This is a genomic window from Microbacter margulisiae, from assembly GCF_014192515.1.
Classification (GTDB): domain Bacteria; phylum Bacteroidota; class Bacteroidia; order Bacteroidales; family Paludibacteraceae; genus Microbacter; species Microbacter margulisiae.
Window position 1 is genome coordinate 246,955 of the sequence record NZ_JACHYB010000002.1, and the last position, 22,647, is coordinate 269,601.

Genomic DNA, 22,647 nt, shown 5'->3' on the forward strand with positions numbered 1-22,647 from the left:
AGAAAACTATCTTTAAAAGTTGATGTTAACTCCGCCAATAAATGAACGGCTTTTAGGATAAGCAGAATAATCAACACCCGGTGTAACAGGCGGACTATTTCGGGTGCTTACTTCAGGATCAAATCCTGAATATTTTGTCAAACAAAATACATTGTAAGCCGTAATGTAAATACGGAATGAAGTCATCATTAGCTTACTTGTCAGTTTCTTAGGTAAAGAATAACCCAGTGTTAGTGTACTTAAACGTAAAAAAGAGCCGTCTTCAACATCAAATGAAGTCAGTGGAGGAATTGTCATAAATGGAGTCCACATGGTTGCTTTTTGATTGATTTGTTGCAAACGGGCTGGGTTTGCATATTGTCCATAGAAAATATTTTGTCCGGTTGTTGGATCAATAGTAGTAAACCGACCATTGGCCAAACTCATAATATCCAACAAATTCTGATATTTGCGTGATAACAAATCAGATGTATAATCAATCTTATTAGCGTTATAAATTTTGTTTCCATACGACCAGTTGAAGAATGCAGACAGATCAAAATTTATGTAACGGGCATTTAAGGTAAATCCACCGGTATGAATAGGGTTTGCATCACCAATGACGGTTTTGTCATTTGCATCAATCGTCCCATCTTTATTAATATCTTTCACTTTCATACTACCCGGTCCAAAATAGTTGCCATAACCGAAAAGCCCAGCAATAGCAGCAGTTGTAGCTCCTGTAGCATCTCCATTAAGAATCCATTTTTGCTTCGAACTGTCAAAATGGAAATCATTAAACGTATACATACCGTCATAAACATAACCATACATTTGTCCTACGGGTTGTCCTTGTTGGATAATATAATCATCTAATGGTTGAGAAGTACCATTCCAACCTGACGAATAGGTTTTGTACGTTGCATCACCGTATCGGAATTCATCTACACGGTTTTTATTAAATGCAATATTAAAGGTAGCGTTTAGCGAAAATTTAGGTGTTTCAATAATATGAGCATCCAGCGTTACTTCCAATCCACGATTAGACGTACGGCCAAAATTTTGCATCTGAGTCGTATAACCAGTATTCGCAGGAATCGGTTGTTGTAACAATAAATTGAATGTAGTATTCCAATATGCATCAATAGTAGCGTTTAAGCGAGAATTCAACACTCCAATATCCCATCCCACATTCCGGGTTAATGTTGTTTCCCATTTCAGATTAGGATTCGAAAGGGTAGTTCCAGGCACCAACACACTTGTTAGATTTTCATTAATATAATAACCTTTGCTATCAGTAGTACCATAAGTTAATTGCCACAAACCATCTGAAATTCGACTATTTCCTGCCGTACCCATACTTAAACGTAGCTTTAGATTATCTAACCAACTTATTTTTCCTTTCAGAAAATTCTCTTCTGATAATCGCCAAGCAACCGCTGCAGAAGGGAAATAGCCCCATTGATGACCTGGAGCAAATTTTGAAGTTCCATCAGCTCTAAAAGTTAATGAGGCTAAATATTTATCATTGATAGAATAGTTGGCACGACCAAAAAACGAAGACATATTATAAGGTTGACTCTCGGTAGTAATAGTTGGTTGAGCTGTTCCTAAATTCATCATAGCTAAAATGGATGCAGCGTCCATACCTGAAGGAAATTGCATCGATTCATTTACTACCTGACGATATGAATATGAAGAAGCCTCTTGCCCTAACAATACATTAAGATTCTGCCCCGGGAATATATTATTTTGATTGAATGTCAGCGTATTTGCGATTCTCCAAGTAACGCCTCCTAAGGTAGTAATTTCTCCTATTGGTAGGCCACCGTTATTCTTAGATAAAGGAGTCGAAGGGCCCCAGACATTATCCTTACGGTTATTATCAAATTCATAACCAAACTCACTCCTAAAAGTAAGCGGTTTTACAATGTTCCAATTTAATGCACCATTTAAATTTAATACTTGATTCGTTTGACGCTGATATGTATCATTAGCAAGATCCACAGGATTAAATAACAAACTCAATTGAGTAGGATCAACCGCCAATTGGTCATTGACATAGCTACTTTGAGAGATCAAACTATGAACTGGAGCATATTTCATTGCATTACGCAAAAATGTATTTGATCCTGAACCTGAAGATGTTCCAGCCCCATCAATAACAGTTCTTGCATAGCGTGTATTAAAATCGACATTTAGATGATCATTGATTTTTGTATTGAATTTAAAATCAACGTTAGTCCGCCCATAATCCGATCCTATCATGATGCCTTTTTCTCCAGAACGTGTAATTCCCAGATTATATTTATCAGTCTTGGATCCTCCGTTAATATCAACATTATAATATTGTTGAACGCCAGTACGCCCAAATACCTGATCTTCCCAATCAATCGGAGCTTTTGATTTATAAATATCTAAATCATCGTATGCGCCATAATACCCTGTAAATGTGCTTGATTGATCTAACTCATATTGCCACATAGTATATTCATAAGGGCTCATCATTTTTAGTTTCTTTGCCAAGTTGTTAACCCCAGCATAAGCATTAATACTAACAGACACTTTGCCTGCTATACCACTTTTAGTAGTAATAATAATTACTCCATTCGCTCCACGTGAACCATAAATTGCTGTAGATGAAGCATCTTTTAAAACATCAATTGATTGAATATCAGAAGGAGAAATATCAGAAATACTATTGACAGGAAATCCATCTACAATATAAAGCGGAGAGTTATCCTGTGTAATTGATCCGCCACCACGAACTCTAATCATAACTTGAGCATCAGGGGATCCCTCGGTAGTAGTCACTTGCACTCCAGCTAACCGACCAGTAATAGCCTGAGCAGCAGAAGTAACAGGAATTTCTTGTAATGTTTTGCTAGATACTGTGGCTACAGCCCCTGTCAAATCACGTTTCTGTACAGTTCCGTAACCAATCGCAACAACTTCTTTTAATGATACTGCATTGTCTTTTAATACAACATCTATCGGTTTCCCTGTAATTGGAACCACTTGCGATTCCATTCCAATAAATGATATTGCTACTAATTTCGCATTTTGTGGTACTTTCAATGTAAACCTTCCGTTCACATCCGTTGCCGTTCCAATAGAAGGAAGATTTTTAACTACAACAGTCGCTCCGATAACGGGCTCACCTGAAGCATCTTTTACCGTTCCGGTAATCATACGCTGTTGAGCCATAACCGTACAAGTAAAAGACAGTAAGGCTAACAAAAAAATAAACGTTCTCTTTTTTTTCATACAATAATTACTTTTTTAATGGTCGTATGGGACTTACCTAATAACATGATTATATCATTGAATATAAACAATCTACAGGTTCATTCCATAATGCTTTCATTAGATTTTCATTTTCAAGTTTAAAAGTATTTAAACAACAACATAGACTAGAAGTTCAGCAATAAACTTCCAAAAACAACAAAAACAGACTAATTTTTTTTGGATTCACTATGCCACATAAAAAAATGGCACAAACTAAGAGAAGAATTACATTATGTTTTCATACCATGTATTAGAAGTTAGACAATAAATATCACTCGGATAGAAACAACTTTTCTACCAAAATTACTCTTCAAAGATAATATGAATTTTCTAAAATATATTCGTGTTCGTACACAGTATAAGAATTAAACAAAAAGACAGAATTATATATCATACAGCATAAATATACGTATATCATTGTTTAACTGTTATTTAAACTTGCATTACATAATACACAAATACAATAACAAGACAAATAACAATATTATTTTTTAACCTCAAAGGAACCATTTCGAGTTTTTATTGTATTTTTTTATCTTTATATATATTTTATTATATATATGTTTTACATAATAATATACCTACACGGATATACATTACAACCTGATTATATGACTTTTAAATAAAATATTCATATTCTATTAGATCTAGGATTTACTTCGTTCGATAAATCAGAAAACAAAAATGAAACATATAAGAAGTGACAAAAGTTTCAACAACAAATTTTTCATCCTTTCGATCAATCAAAGAAAGACAACCTATATTATACATTAAGGATTTTCTTGATGTATTCTATCCGACATAGCTCAGTAAACGTCCTATTTATCTAAATATCAAACACACACAATAATTTGATTAGTCAATCTTTTAGAATTTTATAACTAACCAGAACATAATATATCAAGTACATTGTTCAAGCGCTCCAAATTCAATAAATGGAGACATGATTTATGATAGAAGTCAATGCAGTTTTATTGTGTGTTGTAACATCACAACTTCAAGTCAAAATTTAATCATCGGGCTGTATCTCAATAGGTAATTTTTATCCTGACCACGTCATGGAAATGTTTTTTTTCCCAAAAAAGATGAAGGAACATTGAAAATATATCTGCCGATTTCAAAAATTAATTTACTTAGTAAGCAGACTTATTTTTACTCCGCCAGCTTCTATAATCATTGTAGTAGATATTATTTCAAAGGACGAATTTGTGTAAGTATTGTTTCCTTGTTTTTCAGAGAGCATCCCATTTTGTTACCAATTGTGGTATGTCTGAAGTTTCCGGTTTGTCCGCAGCTTTTTGAAGAAAATGTCATAGACATTTCTCCGTCAAATCAATTGACTGCGATATTAGGGATGATTTCTTTGAAAAAAAGGAATTGATAGTTATTTGTTATTTTGAGGTTGATTAAAATTAGCGCGCTTTTACAATAATCGGCATCTGCACATGCAAAGGAACACCCTTATCAGTAATACCTTCAATGGTAGCTGTATAAATTCCCGGTTTGTCTGCAGTATAAAAACTACATTTTATTGGTTTTGAAGCAGGCAATACGATGGCCGGATTCCAATAAATGGTGGTACGAAGATCTGGTACTGCACTAGTCTTTTCTGCTTCTGTTTTGTACACAGGAGAATAAAACTGAGCAGGTCGTTTATACCCTAAATATCGTACAATAGCCAGACCTGGATTTGCGGGTGTGGATGCAAACAGATCGCCTCCTGATTTTAATTTTACGATAATAACACCATTCCCTCCAAGTCCTCCGTAGATTGAAGCATCAGTGCCATGTAAAAAATTGATATACGCAACCTGGGCAATATTTAATGATCGTAACATGTCTAATTCGTCGTCTCCCATATTCTGATATTCAATATCATCAACGACAAGTAATGGATTACCTTTGCTGCCTCGGTACTGTATGACATCTCCTGTTATTCGTATGCCTGGAAGTGTTTGCAAGACATCAAGTACTGTCTGTCCGGAAGAAAAATATTTTTCAAGATCTTTTCCTTGTATAGGATTTCCTAATCCTGCGTATATTTCATTGTCATCTAATGATTGATGCATAGATGCAGTAACGGTAATCTCTTTCAGGTGATAAATTTTTTCACCTCCATTCATATAATATTGCTGATCTGTTTGTTGCAAATAATTATCCGGGAGAATATGAGGACTCCCGAATGGATGTGAAAATTCTACAGAGGGAAAATTCTCTTTATCGATATGAATATCAACTGTAGCATAACCATGCTTAGTACGAGCCTGAACCAGAAATAGTGAACTATCAGGGAAAGATAGATTGTTGAGAATAAAGTGACCCGTTTGATCAGCATTGGCAGTAATCACGAGTTTTTTCCCTATTTCCAAAGCAATAATTTGGGCATCTTTGGCAGGTTTCCCAATTATATTTGTTACGCTACCGCTTAAACTTTGTCCTTCCTCCATATAATAAGGAGTTGCCGAAAATTTTTCATCCAAAATGTCAGGAATGTTGAATCGCGTCCATCCTTGTGTCAACATAAGCATGTCTAAAGCTCGTGTTCTTTGGCGCGAATTAGATACGAAATAATACCCAGGATCTTCCACATATCCTTTCAGATCGGATGTAAGCAACAAATCTGTATAAATATTGTTAGCTAAAGAATCAAGTTTCACCGTGCGATTATCGGTAACTGCAACTGAAATATGAGCTTTGGCTAATGAATTGACAATGTGGTTCAAAAAAGCCAATTGAACTTTTTGTCTTGGATAATAATACGGTTTATCAGTTGTAACAGATAGAGTATCACGAATGGGGTTATTCACAAAAACCAAACGTTGGCTTAAGGCTTGCCCCTGTGCATTTAATAATACAAAATGGATAATTCCGTTGGGTAATGTTTCCGTAGAGATCTCTCCTTCTAAATGAAGAGAATCAACCGGCTGAATAAATAAAAGCTTTCCGCTGTTTTGTGCCAATAAATACAAATGTTGAGGAATAAATCTTGGGTCGGTAGAGATGATCTGATATCGCCATTGCTGATGAAATAAAGACATAGATAGTCCTACACCATGATGCAATACAGGAGGTAAATTAAATCGTTTTGATGTATGTGTGCCATTAATAGTGGCAAGTGCATAATAATGAACGGAACTAGAATCTGATACATAAAAGGTAGTAATCCCCATCCCTTTATGCATTGTATCAAAAGAGGTAATACTATCACCCATATCGTTATAGATAGTTCCTGACACATTTACTGAAAGCCCATTTTGTCCAATTGCCTTAAAAGCTAAAGTTCTATATCCATTATTCAGCCAGTTCCCCCCTTCAGGAAAAAACTGCAAGCTAAATGTTGTCTGTTTCTGAGGTACAAAAAAAACATGAGAATAAGAATATTTTGGGTTTTCAAAATTAATGACAATATGGTATGGCACATTACTGGAGGTGTCTTCTTCAAAACCAAATTGCAAATGATTGGTTTCATCTATAGGAAGAGATTTAGATCGTACCCTCTTGTTGCCTTCATACAGTTCATAATCTACTTTGAGATTATGCAATGATATGGATGGATTAGTTGTAAAACTAATATTAGCTAATAACATCCCGTTGTCATTTTCATAACGAATGGTTGAGGTTATTTCGTTATCAATAGAGTTTCCTATCTTGATTTTTCTTTGAAAAAAATATGCAGGACCTGCATTTTGCATCCACCAAGTATAGGCGCGTAAGATATATTCCCCTGCAGATAAACTTGCCGGTAATAGCATATTACCATAAAACCCGAGAGAATCTTGTTTTAATTTTTGTCTGTAACAGACAGAATCGCTTTTATTGATTAATTCTACATAAACAAATTTGCTGAAGGCATCCGGATGCAAATTCATTCCATTTACCAGATAAGCAGAATACCAAATATTTTCACCAGCATTATAATAAGGCTTGTCTGTCTGAAGATAGAGCTTTTCAACAGGCAATTGATCTAAACGTTGAAACTGATGAATAACATTATCTATAAAAGATTCATTATTTATCGTTTGTGAAAATAGAGGAGATGACCCGAAAAGGAGGCCAATGATTAGAAGAAAATTTCTCATAAAAATAAGAGTGTAACGTTTGAGATGCAGAGTCTTCTTATTTGTCTTTAATGAAGTTATTTCAACTTCATCTTTTACAGAATTTAATTCAATGGAATTCAGACGATTTTGTTATTCAAAAAGATAATATCAATATTTCCAATCAACTGTCTTAACAGAACCAATCATTGATAATTTTTATTCGTTGAATACTTCAAAACTCATTACTGCTCAGTTTTTACTTTTGAGTATTGCCAGGAATAAAATGCCTTTCCTCCAGCCAATTCAGCAATAATGCTCTCCAATCTTTCCAAAAGGAGATCGTAATGTTCATCCCCCATCCATGCCCTCCTGACGGAAAAATATAAAGGGAAGCCGGAACATGATTGGCATGCAGCGCTTCATAAAAATGAATACTGTTGCTTTGCGGAACGGTATGATCATCATCGCTCAGCATCAATACTGCCGGCGGGGTATTCTTTGTTACATGCAACTCGTTTGAATATTTTTCTACCAATTGCTCTGTAGGATGCTTGCCTAAAAGGTTTTCACGGGAACCCAGGTGCGTTTCTCCCAATTTCATCGTGATGACCGGATAAAACAACAGCATTAAATCAGGACGCGTTGAATAGCGCATTAACGGATTCGTCGCTGTTGAATCTCCCAAATCAAAGTGTGTCCCTAACGTCGAAGCCAGATGTCCTCCTGCCGAGAAACCGGCTACTGCCACTCTGTTCGGGTCGATATGCCATTCGGTAGCATGCGCCCGGATAATACGCATGGCTTCCTTGGCATCAGACAATGGTATGGTACAATGGCCGTTGGGTAACCGGTATTTTAATACAATCCCGGCAATACCATGTTCATTCAGCCAATCGGCAAATTCATAGCCTTCGTGATAAATAGCTTCTTCAATATAACCTCCTCCCGGACAAATCAACACGGCAGCCCCATTGGCTTTGTCTGCCTCCGGAAGCTGCACCGTAATAACAGCTTTCGATATATTAAATACACTATGATGATTCTGGATAAATTCTTTTGCTGTAATGCCATTACTCTCCGCCGGCCCATTTGGCCAAACCGGTAACTCAAACTTTGTTTGTCCCATGGCTGGAAATGCCAAACTACTCATAATCAATAGTAAATAAAAAATAATTTTCATCGGGAAATAGATTTAAATGCCTAAAAGATTGATATATTGATGAGATAATTAGTTTAAAGTCGAAGGTCGAAAGTCAATCTGTTATGGGAATTTTGGATTAACCGAATGGCCGATTCTTCGGTTCAATAATTCTTCTTTATCTTCTGAACTTCCCGTAACTTCTTTAACTTCCTTATTTTTATTGTCAACTGTCAATTGTCCATTGAATCCTGTGTCTGCTCTTTATACTATGGATGAGGATCGTAATCGGTACTTATTTGTTCATTTGTGATAATGATGTTATTAATTCGGATATTATTCAAGGTAACGTCATTTGCCCCTTGAATATCATTCCCATTGAATTTAACACCTGTAAAATCACAATTTTGTAAATGAATGGAAGAAACCCGGGATGCATCGTCCAGGCCGTCAATGCTTACACCATAATCACTTCGTTTGCAGGAAACATTTTTCAGATTAACATTGCGAACCATTGGAATAAAACCTCTTGGAGATGGTTCAGCCGGATCGTATCGCAAATTTATTTTTAGCACGTCTTCCTTGCATTGTCCCACTTTAACATCGCGCACAAATACATTTTCAATTAATCCACCCCGACATGTATTGGATTTGAGACGAATGATAGTTCCTAAATCCGGACTACTCATCTCGCAATGGTCAACATAAAGATTTTTAAAACCTCCGGAAATTTCACTACCGACAGAAATACCGCCATGCCCGGCCTTCATTTGACAATCGCGCACAATGATATTCTCACTGGGAATATTCCAATGGCGACCGTCGTTATTCCGTCCTGATTTAATGGCAATACAATCATCTCCTTCATTAAATGAACAATTTTGAATTAATACATTCTTACAGGATTCGGGATCGCAACCATCACCGTTTGGGCCTAAACTTTCAATATTAACATTGCTGACAATAATATCATTCGAAAGTAATGGATGAATAACCCAGAATGGCGAATTCCGCAATTTTACGCTATCAATTAAAACGGCATTACACAATATTAAATTGATCAATTGAGGGCGCAAATAATTACCTGACCCCATTTGCCGTTGAGTTATTGGCACATTATCTTCATTCAATTTAAGCAGTCTTGCCCTCCCTATCAAATGTCCGTCAGAAGTTCCCTTCTTATACCCCACACTACACTTGGCATTCCAAGCCCACCAATTAGCAAAGGAAGCTTGTCCATTTATTTCACCTTGACCGGTAATGGCAATATTATTGGCTTTGTACGCATAAATCAGCGGATGATAATTCATGCAATCTGATCCTTCCCAGCGGGTAATTACCGTTGGCAAATACTCTTCAGGATTTGTTGAAAAGAGCAAGACGGCACCTTTCTCTAAATGCAAATTAACATTGCTCAATAACGTAATAGGGCCTGTCTGAAAAATTCCCTTAGGAATCAAAACAATACCTCCTCCTTTTTTGTTGCAAGCAACAATTGCAGCATTTATTGCTTTTGTGTTTTTAATACTGGGATTATTCTCCCGTGCACCAAACTTTACAATATTAAATGTCTTATTAGGGAAGGACGTGTGTTTAATGCTGTTGGCCAACTGTGTCATATCATCCCAAGGAGATGCGCTGGCACTTGAAAGGGAAAGGATCAACAATCCAACGGAAATAACAAAAAAAGGGAAACGTTTCATATGAAAAACAATTAAGGGATATAATGATCATTATCAACAAACAACATTCATTCCCATACTAATAGGAATGAATGTTGTAAATAGGTTAAAAACTACACAAATCTGTGAGGCAAGGATATTGTACTAACAATAAACAGCTTATAAAATATTCATGTTATTGCGGTAGCAATCCATAACTATTAATTATTTTGCCATATAATTAATTACTGGGTAATCCATAACCGTTTGTTATTTTACCATTTGATTGACTAATGGTTTCGGATGGTATAGGCCAGTAGTATCTTGGAGGATCATCGACCGACGTTATCCCTGACAAAATATTACTATAGTAAATTGAGGCATTGTTGACAATATCTATTCCCCAATTGGTTTTAGTATATCCAGCAGTCACAAGAGAAGCTGCTACCGGACCATTGGGGTCAATGTAACTGAACAGTCCCTGAATTGCCAGGTTATGGTTCGTGCCGCCGATCTTAAGTCCTGCTATTGAGCTATAATTATATTGTCCTCTCCATCCAGGGTAAAGAGCTGCATTTGTTGTATCTGTACAATCGTACGTTAATGGATTACTTAAATATACCTTTTTTACCCAAATATAATCAGAGATTATATTGCCATTGGGGAATCGATAATATCCATTAGCCTGTAGGCCTGCAATCATGCTCTTCATTGCGTTCTGAACATCAATAGCTCTTTCTGAAAATTCTCCCGAAAGTATCATATCCCAACGACGCGTCCCTTCGCCTAAAAGCTCCAGTTTACGTTCTTCTAAAATAGTATCTTCCAGAGCCTGACCGGTTAGTCCACTTATATTATGATTGGAATCTCCAAAAGCTCTTTCGCGGATTTGATTCACCAGATCCATCGCCGCCTGATCTTCTCCTCCCAGTTGTGCATCAACTTCCGCCAACATCAGCATGACATCCGCCATTCTCAACACAGGCCAATCCATGCCCGATTCTCTTTGTGCAGTGGTATATGGAGGATTAAAACGATTTTCGTCCCACTTATTGATAGCGATTCCTCCGCTCAGTTTATTCCCGGGCACAAAAGAAAGCATTGCTTCATTGCCATCGCCGGTACTGCCTGTTACAGCCACGCTGACATCTCTCCGTTTATCTCCTTTTTGAAAATCACCATAATAAACAGTTGGAATAATACGCAAAGCGCCAAAGGTTTTACATGGTGCAGCATTTTTACTCCCTCCATTTGAAGGGCGACCAAAAGCATAAGGATATTCACTATTGGTTGTTTGACCGCTCTGTCCTCCTTGTATATTTCCCAATTGAAATAAGGATTCGGGACTTATCTGTAAATTTTCAAAATATTGAAAATTCAGTTGGAACGGATTGTTTGTATAAGACCTGGTATCCGAAGTAATTAAATGACAGGTACCTTCATTGGTTATGGCTGCTTGTAAGTATTTTGCTGCAATCTTGTAATAATTGAGATAATCAGAACGCCGTGCATACTCACAGCCATTAGCTATATTTCCCTTTTTTGTAAACTGCACATTTCCATATAAACCCGACACATCAGTACGGATAGTCTGATACCCGCCTGCGTAAAATGCAATCTCACCAATTAATGCATCGCAAAATGTCCGCGTCATGCGCTCGGCTGTCATGCCATTATCTCCTATTTTGTACATAAGAGGTTCTACCTTTTCAAGAGAGTTAATCAAACTATCGTAAATGGCAAAACGGGAAGTCAAGGTATAGTTAGTTACATAGGTATTTTCATAACCGTACGGAACATCACCAAAATGCTTTGTCAAATTGAAATAACAAAAGGCTCTCATGGTTATTGCTTCTCCATACAACTGGGTCCAATCGCTGGTTGTCCCAGCCGCAACGTCAGCTTGATAAGCCGCTTTCCCTGCGATAATATTAGCTATTTTAGTTGCACTGGCCAATGTAACATACAGATTATTAAATCCACCGCTTACAGCATCAATTGTCATATTTTCAGGATGCAATGTAGCGTTAACATTATTCGAGGAATTGGCTTCCGGGTATGTTTCTGCATCGGATCCGATAGGATCATTCCACCGATAAATTCCCATTATACAATTTTGTCGATAATTAGCATAGCACCAAGACAATGCTTTAAAAGTTTCCGAAGGGGTTGAAGTTACAAAATTATCATCTGTATTGGAGGGAGATGACGTATTCAAATAACTACTTGTGCATTGTGTAAAAGAAGCGCACGCTACAATGACAACAATATAACTTATCAATTTTTTCATGATTATTTCGCTTTAATGGTTAAAAACTAAGATTCATGCCGACAACAAAGGAGCGTGCACGAGGATAAGTACCCCAATCCAGCCCAGGAGTTGGATAAACATTATGATTTTGAGCTATATTGGCATTTACTTCAGGATCAAGTCCCGAATAACCTGTTATGGTGAGTAGGTTATAAATGCTACCATAAATACGGAGATGATCCATCCCTGCCTTTTTCATCATAGCCTTAGGGAATGAATACCCTATTGTTAATGTATTTAAGCGAAGATAAGAACCGTTTTCTATTCCTAATGTTGATGTTACACCGGTTTCTTCATAAGCCAATGGCAAGCTAGCATTCGCATTTGCAGCATCCAATTGAGCCGGTGTAGTAAGACTTACCAATTGACCATTCTCAACATCATAAATCTTATATGAATTATTCAAGATAGAAAGCTTATTCTCATAAACACCTGCTTCTTTTGGACCATATAAACTTGCTAATTTATTTACATTATAAATCTGATTGCCATAACTCCAGTTGAAATATGTTCCAAAATCAATATTCTTGTACGTTACATTAATATTGAAACCTCCTGTATGAATTGGATTCATATTACCGATAACGGTACAATCAGTTTCGTCAATTTTTCCATCATGATTCAAATCTTTAAATTTAGGAAGACCTGGGTATGCAATCTGACCACTTGGACGCGCACTAGAGGGAATTCCATGCACAACACTAATTAAAGTGCTATTCAAATCAGGAATGCCTGGTTTTAACGTATAAACGCCATTAGCGTAGGTAAAATCGTTGGTAGTATAAAACCCGTCATACACATATCCTCTGACCAATCCTACGGGACTTCCTACTTTTAACATATAATCATCAACAGGTTCAGTAGCGCTGCTAGCCCAATTCGTTCCATAAAGTCCTGTTACATTAGAAGCCAGTTTGTCTACATTATTCCTATTAAAATTAATATTACCGCTTGCAGTTATGTCCCAATCTTTATTTTTGAAAATTGTACTCGACAATGAAATTTCGATCCCTTTATTACTGGTTTGACCGATATTGGCATACGTTGAAGTAAATCCGGTAATACCGGGAATAGTTGTCTGCATCAATAAATCTTTGGTCGTATTCCAATAAATATCAACAGTACCTGATAATATACTTTTAAGAATATCAAAGTCAACCCCAAAATCACGCGTAATAGTGGTCTCCCATTTCAAGTTTTCGTTTGCCATAGCTGAGTTAGCGTAGGTATAAGACTCTTGATACTGCTGGTTAAGAGCATACTGCCATCTTCTGTCTGTTTCAGATGCCCATAACTGAGACCATAAATTGGAATTAATATCATCATTACCTACTGATCCGTATGAAAGCCGGAGTTTTAGATTATCCAACCAGTTAATATTTTTCATAAAAGACTCTTCGGACATGATCCAGGCAAAAGCAGCCGCAGGAAAATAGCCCCAACGATGAATCGGTGAAAATTTTGAGGAACCGTCAGCCCGTAATGTCACAGTCAACAAATAGCGATCCAGTAAATTATAATTTGCTCTTCCAAAGTAAGAGATGATACGTTCAGGAACACTTACTGATGATGAAAAAGAACTCGTTCCAGCCGTCTGATCATACTGGTTAATCATAGCAAAAGCATTCGCTTCACTAAAGTTTGCAGGGAAATGGTTTGCAGTTATTCTCATGCCGGTTCCGCCTGAATTGGTAAGCTCGTAACCCAATAAAAGATCAAATTTATGAATCTTGGCAACATTAAATTTATAGTTCAGTGTATTTGACCAGCGGGAACCCCAACTGTCTGATTTTTGATAATCAACAGCACCTGCGTATAATTTCTCCCCCGTTGCATCATCAATATAATTATTATAGATAGCGCCTGTCCAGTCTTTCGTTTGATTCCATCCACTATTCATTGTGAAATCCGAGTGGTAGGTCAATCCTTTGATAATATTCCAGTCCATAGAAAGTGTACTTACAATTCCTTGTTGAAGTGAACGAGGATCTTCATCCAGCGCACGGGCCAATGGGCTGTAGGTATCCCATAAACTATTTTTTCCATACTGTTCAACATTTCCCACCGTTAAAGCATTCAAATCACCTAAAATATGAGAAGTCGCAATAGGTCGGAAACGATAAGCCGAAGATAGTGTAGAACCTTCTCCACTTGTTGTTCCCTCATCATCAACTACCGTACTATTCGTATATCGTGTATCTAAACTCACGTTGACATTATCAAATAGTTTTTGATTAATTTTGAGAGATACAGTAGCATGTTTATCGTAGGAATTTACCTTCATTCCCTCATTGTCAACATAATTGGTAAAAAACAGTATTTTTGTTTTATCAGTTCCACCGGAAATGGTTATATCATGGTTCATGGAAACCGAACTGTTATACACTTTTCGTTGAATATCATCTGTTGCCATATTCCGGTAGCTCTCAATTCCTCCCGAATTATTAGTGGTATATGAGCCTAACCCGAACAACTGCTCAAATGGAGTTTCATAAGCAGTTCCGTTAGCTGCAGCGTTAGCCCAGACATATTTCAAGTAATCGTAAGGATTTAAAGTAGCCAAATACTTTGTCGGCGTATTAAATTCCACATAACCATCATATGAAACAGTTGCTTTTCCTGTTTCGGCTTGTTTGGTTGTAACAAGAATTACACCATTAGCACCACGTGCCCCATAAATTGCTGTAGACGAAGCATCTTTCAGCACAAAAATGCTCTTTACCTGGTCAGTCGGAATATCACTTAAAGAACCAGGCACTCCATCAATCAAAACTAAAGGCTGATTACTTTGCGAGATAGAAGTCCCTCCACGCACAAGAATAGAAACCGAAGCATCAGGTCGCCCATCCTGAGAAATAATATTTACTCCCGGTAATTTTCCCTGCATAGCCTGTGCTAAATTTGAAACAGGAATAGACGCAATAGATTTCCCAGTAACAGCAGCAACCGAACCGGTTAAATCTTTTTTACTGACAGTCCCATATCCAATGGCCACCACTTCATTCAAAGCCACTGAATTTTCTTGCAATACAACAACCAAATGATCACCAGAGATTGGAACCTCCTTGGTTATCATCCCAATAAACGAAACTGTCAATGTTTTAGCTGAAACAGGTACATTTAAAGAAAACATACCATTTACATCAGTAGCAGTTCCAATCGTAGTTCCTTTCACAACAACACTCGCGCCGATAACCGTAGTGCCATGTTCATCTTTTACGATTCCATGGATGGAGCGTGTTTGACTCCATAGCATTCCTGCCCACATACAAAAACCCATCAACACTAAGATTCGCATAAACGAACTCTGATACTTTTTTCTCATAATAACAAAAAATAAAAGGTTAATAACTAATCACCGCTAACATTTCTCAATAGTACAATCGTTATATATCAATCTAAATTCTGTGAAAAAATTCTTACGCTCAAGAATTTCAAAATGCATCACAACACCCGTGTTCGAGCACGACAATGGCTGCAAAGTTAGACATACATTAGTATTAAACAAGACTTTCAAGATAATTTTTCAACACAGAAAAGTTAAATATTCACAACAAGCAATCTACAAAGAGGAGATGGCAGGACAAAATATCGTCATAATCATTAATAAAGAGAAGATTATCTACACAACCACAAACACAAGAACAATGAAAATATAAAATAAACAAAATATGAAATTAAAAAATTCGACCATTAGTCATTAATCCGAAAGGACTTCGATCTAATCAATTCTGTATTATTTATTCTCACTCATCAGAATCATTTTTCCTGGTAAACATAGTTAGCTGTATGTTGTGTTTTGACCCTGAACAAGTATTGATTGCAGGAAAGTAACCGTTTCGACAGTATGTCGCCGTTTAAAACTGCACTTCCATAAATACTTGCATCGTTGTCGAATAACTATGTTCCCCCACTTCAAATCCGTGCACGTAAACATTGACAGTTGGATTATTGGGCTCTTCAGTCAATCAAAGCTACTAAAATAACATTTACCTATTAAGTCCTCTTTTTATTATTAAAGTAATTATCCACGTTCCATTTTTATGTTAAGCATACCACCAATCTTTATCAGGAGAACTCATCTCTAACATAAATCAAGTTGACTGGAGGCAACTCCCACAACCCATAAACGCGCAACGTATCACTATATCGCAAAACAGTAGTAACCCGGCCGTTTTCTCTAATCATCCAAAGCTGTTGTCCATATTTTTAGAAGGTTCTTGAAAGACCGCCCACGTTGGTTTCCGAATCTTAAACCGAAACATCAGTTTTTGAAAACTCATCCGTAATTTCTCCCTGAGTAGCATAAGCATACAACGTATAATTTCCCTGACGAACGTTTTAAATCTCGAAATTACCATTTTGATCCGTCAAACGCCAAAACATGTATCCTTTTTCCTGACTATAAATGTCAGAACCGAGTTGAGCAAGGACAACCTGAATACCTTTGGGAGACAAAACATAAGGAAGCTGGATACTTCCACTTACTGTCGTTCTGCTTAGTGGGTATAAACTATTTTGAAACTATTGGAATGGCCATTGTGCTTTCTGGATTGATACCTGCTTTTTGGCATCAGTAATCATGGCATCATAACTTGAACCTGAATTTACATAAATAAAAAATGGACCGTATATTTTTTCATCACCTGATTCATAGGTTTGAGCTGATGACTCAAAGTATTGTCTCTGTAACATTTGTAAAACAAGAGGAGTCGTATTAGTAGTATGAACGGTCAATTCTTGCTTCATCTGGCCGCCATTCATATATTCACCACTAGCTGGAATAGCTCAGATTCCCACGGAATCTGTCATAAGACCATGAACACTATCACGCACAATATAATTAGCCCAATTATACTTCGTATAAATGCTTCCATCCAGTAATTTGTATGTAGTATTCATAACGGGACTACTATTCACTGCTTGCATTACAGCTACAGAAGGTAGATAGCCCTACCTGCGATTTGTAACATAACTATAGTCAAAACTATTAGGATCAACCCGATAAACAATCCTCATTTCTTGTAAATTAACAGGTGTTACAGTGCCTTTTACGATGACATATCCATACAGACCGCTCACATTCTTTAGCATAATGAAACCCTGCGAAAGAATAAGATTTCCATTTGATTTGGTATAAACTACTTCCGCATAATTATCGGTTTGCTTTTGTATATGAACTTTATCCGGGCTGAGTTCATGATAACCATTTTGATCATTATAGCTAAGATAAAAACGTCCCCCTTTGGATGCATTCACCAAATCCTTCCCTTTATATATCAAAGCATTGACCTGTCCTTTATTATTAATCGTTATGGATAAGATTCCATTCGACATACTAGTTGTTCGATTGACCGTATCCACAGTTGCAGTTACATTCGTTTGTGCATAAACAAAAGAAACAGTAGCCATTAATGTAAAAATCAGAATATATAACCAATATCTCATTCTCAATTGTTCTTTAATTATGTTTTGTTTCAAACAAACAGTTTCATAGAATTTTAGGGCTTAATCCACGGAGCACCACTTTCACTCCGGTCAGCACAATTAGCACCCTCCGATAGTCATATCTAATTTTTTAGCTTTCTGTAAGGCATACTTAAACATTTCATATCACCCATAGATTCTGAATGTATCAACCGGATAAGCTACCTTACCAATATCCAGTATACATTAAAGATAGTAGCACAGTGAATGCCATCAATCTTCATGTCTTGTAAGTCTTTTTGATGCCTTTTGTTGTAATGTAACTGGTCTTCCAATGGTTATTTGATTCTGAGTAAGGATGTTCAAAATTTCACAGGATTCAATCCCTTTTTTCTGTGAATAAATCGCTATCATTGAACTCAACATCAAAAAGCTCAACGCAATATATAGTAAAACGTTTATATACTTGATACATAATAGTAAGTAGATTAATGATTAAAATTTTTATCTTACAAAAGTTCATGTCAAAAAACACATAAATGGACAGATTCATTATGTTAAGCGTAATGCAAAACGTATAATAATCTGTGTCCCCTGCACTATAATTGATTATATATCATTGACAAACAATAGATTTTGTAGAATTACAATCTCATCTTTTTAATATCTTGTCTAAAAACTTAGCCATATAATTCACTGTTGGATCAACCCATGGATAGAAAAGCCAAAAGGGATGCATATGTACATTAAACCGATGTACTTCGGTATAAATTCTCCATCTTTGCATCATACCGATTAATTCATCCTGTCCTGCATGAAATCTTGGAAAACCGCTATTTAAAAATAAAACCGGGACTGAATTTTTATTAGTCCAGAAAACAGAAGAGGCATCTTTCCAAATCTCCGGTTTTTGATCAAAAGAACCTCCAAGCCAAAAAACATCTGGTGAGTCAGGCTCCCTTTTCAGGTTTAATGAACCAGGAGCTAAAAAATCAACTACACCGTCGACATCTATAATCGCTTGAACTGAACTTGAGTATTGAGGATTTCCCATATTTCCTTCAAATTTTCTCTCGCCATTGGTCATTCCAACCAACATCGCAAGTTGTCCGCCAGACGAACAGCCAGAGATAGCAATCCGAGTCGGATCAATATGATATTCTTTTGCATGTGCTCGCATCCAACGAATCGCCGCTTTGATATTGTAAACGGCTGCAGGATACTTAGCCTCCAACGAAAGCTGATACTCCACAGACACGGTGACAAAACCTTTTTTTGCAATCATCTCGGCCATTGGAACCTGTAAAGATCTAGTCCCCGACCTCCATCCTCCTCCATGTACCATGATAAGGGCAGGATATTTTCCTGATTTCTTAGGGTAAAATACATCAAGATGTAGGTACCGTTTCCCAAAGGGAGTATTTGGCAAGGTAGCGTAAATAATATTTCGAACAGCTTTTACATTCTTAGGGACAATATCTTTTGACGGAACAGCAAATGGAAACTCTTTTTTTATTTGTCTGTAAACCCGGCATACATTAAATGTGGTATCTTGAGGAATTGGTTGTTGCGCATCCAAAACTTGTCTGCACAAAATAAAAATACATCCGATTACGGCAATACTTAAATATCTCATTTTGATTTTTTTATTTAGGAAATTACATAAAAGACACGTTTTTATAGAACAGCAAAACCTTTCGATATTTAAAAATCAAAAAGCATCTGGGAGGTTTTTCTTATTATGTATGATCCTATATTAAAAAAAAGATAAACCACAAATACGAACTGATATCAATAATTTTCACAAATTAAAATCAATCACCTCTTCATTTCTTAACTTAGAATATTATATGCAACCATGCTATACAATCAGATTCTTATTCTTTCTGGCAAATACCTCTTATTGCAATATTATACAGAGAAAGATTTTGATTTTTAATATGCTTATTCCCCCATGGGTAAATACGGACATATAGAGTTTTTCCTGAATTTACCAATTGATTAAGAGGAAAATGATATTTATTCATCGCGACTGACTGTACATTTGCTACTTCTCCAATCGTAAAGGGATTACTAAAATCTTTTGCCTGCGAACCCACTATTCTGAAATTTACGCCTCCTCCTATATTCAATTCGATAGACTTTGCATAAGCAGATGCATCTCCAGAAGCTTTAAATCCAAACTGTATATACCTGGAATAAACAACATCAATCTCATTATCAGGCCATACTCCTCCTGTTATATTATTTTTTTGCACTTTAGCATGCATATAAACTTCATCGGCATTAGCTGGAATAGCATAATTCTGCATCTCTAACCCTTCCCATTGTTCATCGAATGCTGAAACCGGACCTTTGGCGTCAGCCTTGAAACTTCCGGAAAGTTTATACATCACCTCAAATGGTTGGTTATTAAAAACATTCATAACATTAGCTGTAACTGGAATAACATTGGTCTCACCATCTGAGGAAGTGATTTTGATTTGTCCATTTAAGTTGCCAACTTTTTGAGGAATAGTCATTAGGTATACTTTAAACATATTGCTCAAAGCTGAAGCATGGCAGTCCAAAACTAGAGTATCAGAGTAAAGGCTGTCTGGTAATATTGACAATTTAAACCCTTTGGACACACTGACAATAATTTTTACTTTATTTTTAGCTGTTTTCCCTACATAACCCACATCAAAAATTTGCTTACTTTCGGTTCCTATAAATAAATCGTTCATATCGATTGATGGAGGATCAGTAATTAACCTTTTTTCAGGACGCAAATATTCAAAAAGTATATGTTGATGTTGCAATGCATTGATAAAGAGTTTAGAAAATAACAGAGCTCCATTTGCTCCTAAATGGGTATTATCACCAACGGTATAAATAAGTTTGTGGGCTTTGGAATATCCTAAAGAATTAATTAATTTGGCTGTTAAAGCTGTCATATCAATTAATGGACATCTTAATTCTCGGGCAATCAATTTCATATTTGCTGGATAATTATACGTAAATGTGTCATTTGAATCAAATAAAGGATCTACTTCTTGCTTATATATTTCACCTAAATCATGTTTCCCTCTACGACTTAACCTTCCGTCTTTACCAAACATGTTTCTTACAATAGGAGTACAAAGAACCGGAATTGCTCCAAGCTTTTGAACTTCTTTAACATAACGGGTAAGATAAATACGGAACGAGTCAGTTGGTGCAGTTCCTATTTCACTTTCTTTGCCATTATCCTTCTCGTCATTATGTGCAAATTGTATTAATACATAATCTCCCGGACGAATATTCTTTTTAGCCCTACTCCAAAAGCCTCCTTCATAATAAGACTTAGAACTTGTTCCCGATTTGGCTGGATCAATTACTGTTAAATCGTCAGTAAAAAAACTCTGAAGCATTTGTACCCAACCGCGCTGGTCCTTTACATTAGGGTTTTGTTGTTCCATAGTAGAATCACCCAGTGTATGCAGCCTGGTCTTTTTTGCTGCCAACATCGGTAATAACACAAAAAAAGCAAACAAAAAAGGGAGAATATTCTTTTTCATCGAATGAAATAATTAGATTAATAAGGCCATAAACTATTGATTTGCTTTAGACAATTCGCAACACCACATCATAAAAGGACCAATAACTTTTGGGTCATTGTTCCGTTGTGGAGTATGAATATAATAGGAGTATGACCCATCCCTATAAGGGTGTCCTCCTAGTCCAGCAACAGCACACGCTTTTGTAATATTATAAGAACCATTGGCATCAATGACAACAGCGCTATGTATAAATCGATCAAATGTCGTTCGAGATATCGACAGATAATGCCTACTTAAATAGCCCTTATTAACACCTTTAGTGATCGCATACATAAACATCGCAGTAGAGGAACTTTCTAAATAATTTCCTTTCGTTCCTATGCTATCAGTCACCTGGTACCAAAGTCCAGTTTGGGGATCTTGATATTTCAGTAAAGTCTTTGATAGATTTTGAAAAATAGCAATCAAGTCCTTGCGGTTAGGATTATTAGCAGGAACATAGTCAAGAACATCAACTAAAGCCATCATATACCAGCCCATACTTCTACTCCAAAAGTTAGGAGATTGCCCAGTCGTCTTATTAGCCCAAAGTTGCTGATGGCTTTCATCCCAAGCATGATAATATAGACCTGTTTTGGGATCATACGTATGCTTTGCCATAACTAACAATTGATGAATGGCATCGGAAGTAGCCGTTATATCAAGGAAAACACTTCCATACTGCGCTAAAAAAGGAGAAGCCATATACGATCCATCAAGCCACATTTGATGCGGATAAATAGCTTTATGCCAGAATCCTCCATCCAGAGTTCTTGGTTGGCAAAGTAGCTGTGAATGAAGCGTCTTAATAGCTTTTAGATATTTAGGGTCATGCGTTCGCTGATACAGAGTTATAAGAAACTTGCCTCCATTGACCCTATCCAGGCTAAAATCAGTTATTTTATACGAACGAATAACTCCTGTGGAATCTATCATAAGGTCTGCAAATCGTTTGACATAGTTATAAAACAATGTGTCATACGTTTGATTATATAATTTCAATAAAGCTGAGGACATTAAACCTTGACAATAATCCCATTTGGGCACTCTATTAAAATCAACCATCCACAATTCAGGATTCCGCTTCATATCAGATTGAGCAACATGCACAGCCCAACCTAGGTAATTCTTAGGAAGTGGTTTAGCTGCAAGAAACACAAAAACAGTTCCCAAACCCAACAATAAGGAAAGTAATCTTTTCATAATTAATACTATGATTGCTGAATGAATTTTGTTTATAATA

At 36.5% G+C, this 22,647-nt stretch carries 11 protein-coding genes; all 11 read right to left on the reverse strand.

Going from position 1 to position 22,647, the window contains the following annotated elements:
• Positions 1-12: 12 nt before the first annotated feature.
• Positions 13-3,246 carry a SusC/RagA family TonB-linked outer membrane protein gene (locus FHX64_RS10255; protein WP_183413764.1) on the reverse strand — a complete coding sequence of 1,078 codons (3,234 nt, stop codon included), beginning with the start codon at positions 3,244-3,246 and terminating at the stop codon, positions 13-15.
• A 1,433-nt stretch (positions 3,247-4,679) separates the two neighbouring features.
• Positions 4,680-7,346, reverse strand: a complete 2,667-nt coding sequence (locus tag FHX64_RS10260) for a TonB-dependent receptor plug domain-containing protein (protein ID WP_183413765.1) — start codon at positions 7,344-7,346, stop codon at positions 4,680-4,682.
• Positions 7,347-7,563: 217 nt separating this feature from the next.
• The gene (locus FHX64_RS10265; protein ID WP_183413766.1) at positions 7,564-8,487 is read right to left on the reverse strand and encodes an alpha/beta hydrolase; all 924 of its coding nucleotides are present in this window, start codon (positions 8,485-8,487) and stop codon (positions 7,564-7,566) included.
• A 227-nt stretch (positions 8,488-8,714) separates the two neighbouring features.
• The gene (locus FHX64_RS10270; RefSeq protein WP_183413767.1) at positions 8,715-10,148 is read right to left on the reverse strand and encodes a glycoside hydrolase family 28 protein; all 1,434 of its coding nucleotides are present in this window, start codon (positions 10,146-10,148) and stop codon (positions 8,715-8,717) included.
• 199 nt (positions 10,149-10,347) lie between these two features.
• Entirely contained in the window at positions 10,348-12,396 is a 2,049-nt protein-coding gene (locus tag FHX64_RS10275) for a RagB/SusD family nutrient uptake outer membrane protein (protein ID WP_183413768.1), read from the reverse strand.
• A gap of 19 nt (positions 12,397-12,415) precedes the next feature.
• Entirely contained in the window at positions 12,416-15,715 is a 3,300-nt protein-coding gene (locus FHX64_RS10280) for a SusC/RagA family TonB-linked outer membrane protein (RefSeq protein WP_183413769.1), read from the reverse strand.
• A gap of 1,226 nt (positions 15,716-16,941) precedes the next feature.
• Positions 16,942-17,166, reverse strand: coding sequence for a hypothetical protein (locus FHX64_RS10285; protein WP_183413770.1), 225 nt, complete (start codon positions 17,164-17,166; stop codon positions 16,942-16,944).
• Between the two features lie 204 nt (positions 17,167-17,370).
• Positions 17,371-17,865 (reverse strand): hypothetical protein, encoded by a 495-nt coding sequence (locus FHX64_RS10290; protein WP_183413771.1) that lies wholly within the window; start codon positions 17,863-17,865, stop codon positions 17,371-17,373.
• A 631-nt stretch (positions 17,866-18,496) separates the two neighbouring features.
• Entirely contained in the window at positions 18,497-19,480 is a 984-nt protein-coding gene (locus tag FHX64_RS10295) for an alpha/beta hydrolase (protein ID WP_183413772.1), read from the reverse strand.
• 241 nt (positions 19,481-19,721) lie between these two features.
• The gene (locus FHX64_RS10300) at positions 19,722-21,383 is read right to left on the reverse strand and encodes a rhamnogalacturonan acetylesterase (protein WP_183413773.1); all 1,662 of its coding nucleotides are present in this window, start codon (positions 21,381-21,383) and stop codon (positions 19,722-19,724) included.
• A gap of 33 nt (positions 21,384-21,416) precedes the next feature.
• A complete protein-coding gene (locus FHX64_RS10305) occupies positions 21,417-22,607 on the reverse strand; it encodes a glycoside hydrolase family 88/105 protein (protein ID WP_183413774.1) in 1,191 nt (396 codons plus the stop codon).
• Between the last annotated feature and the right edge of the window lie 40 nt (positions 22,608-22,647).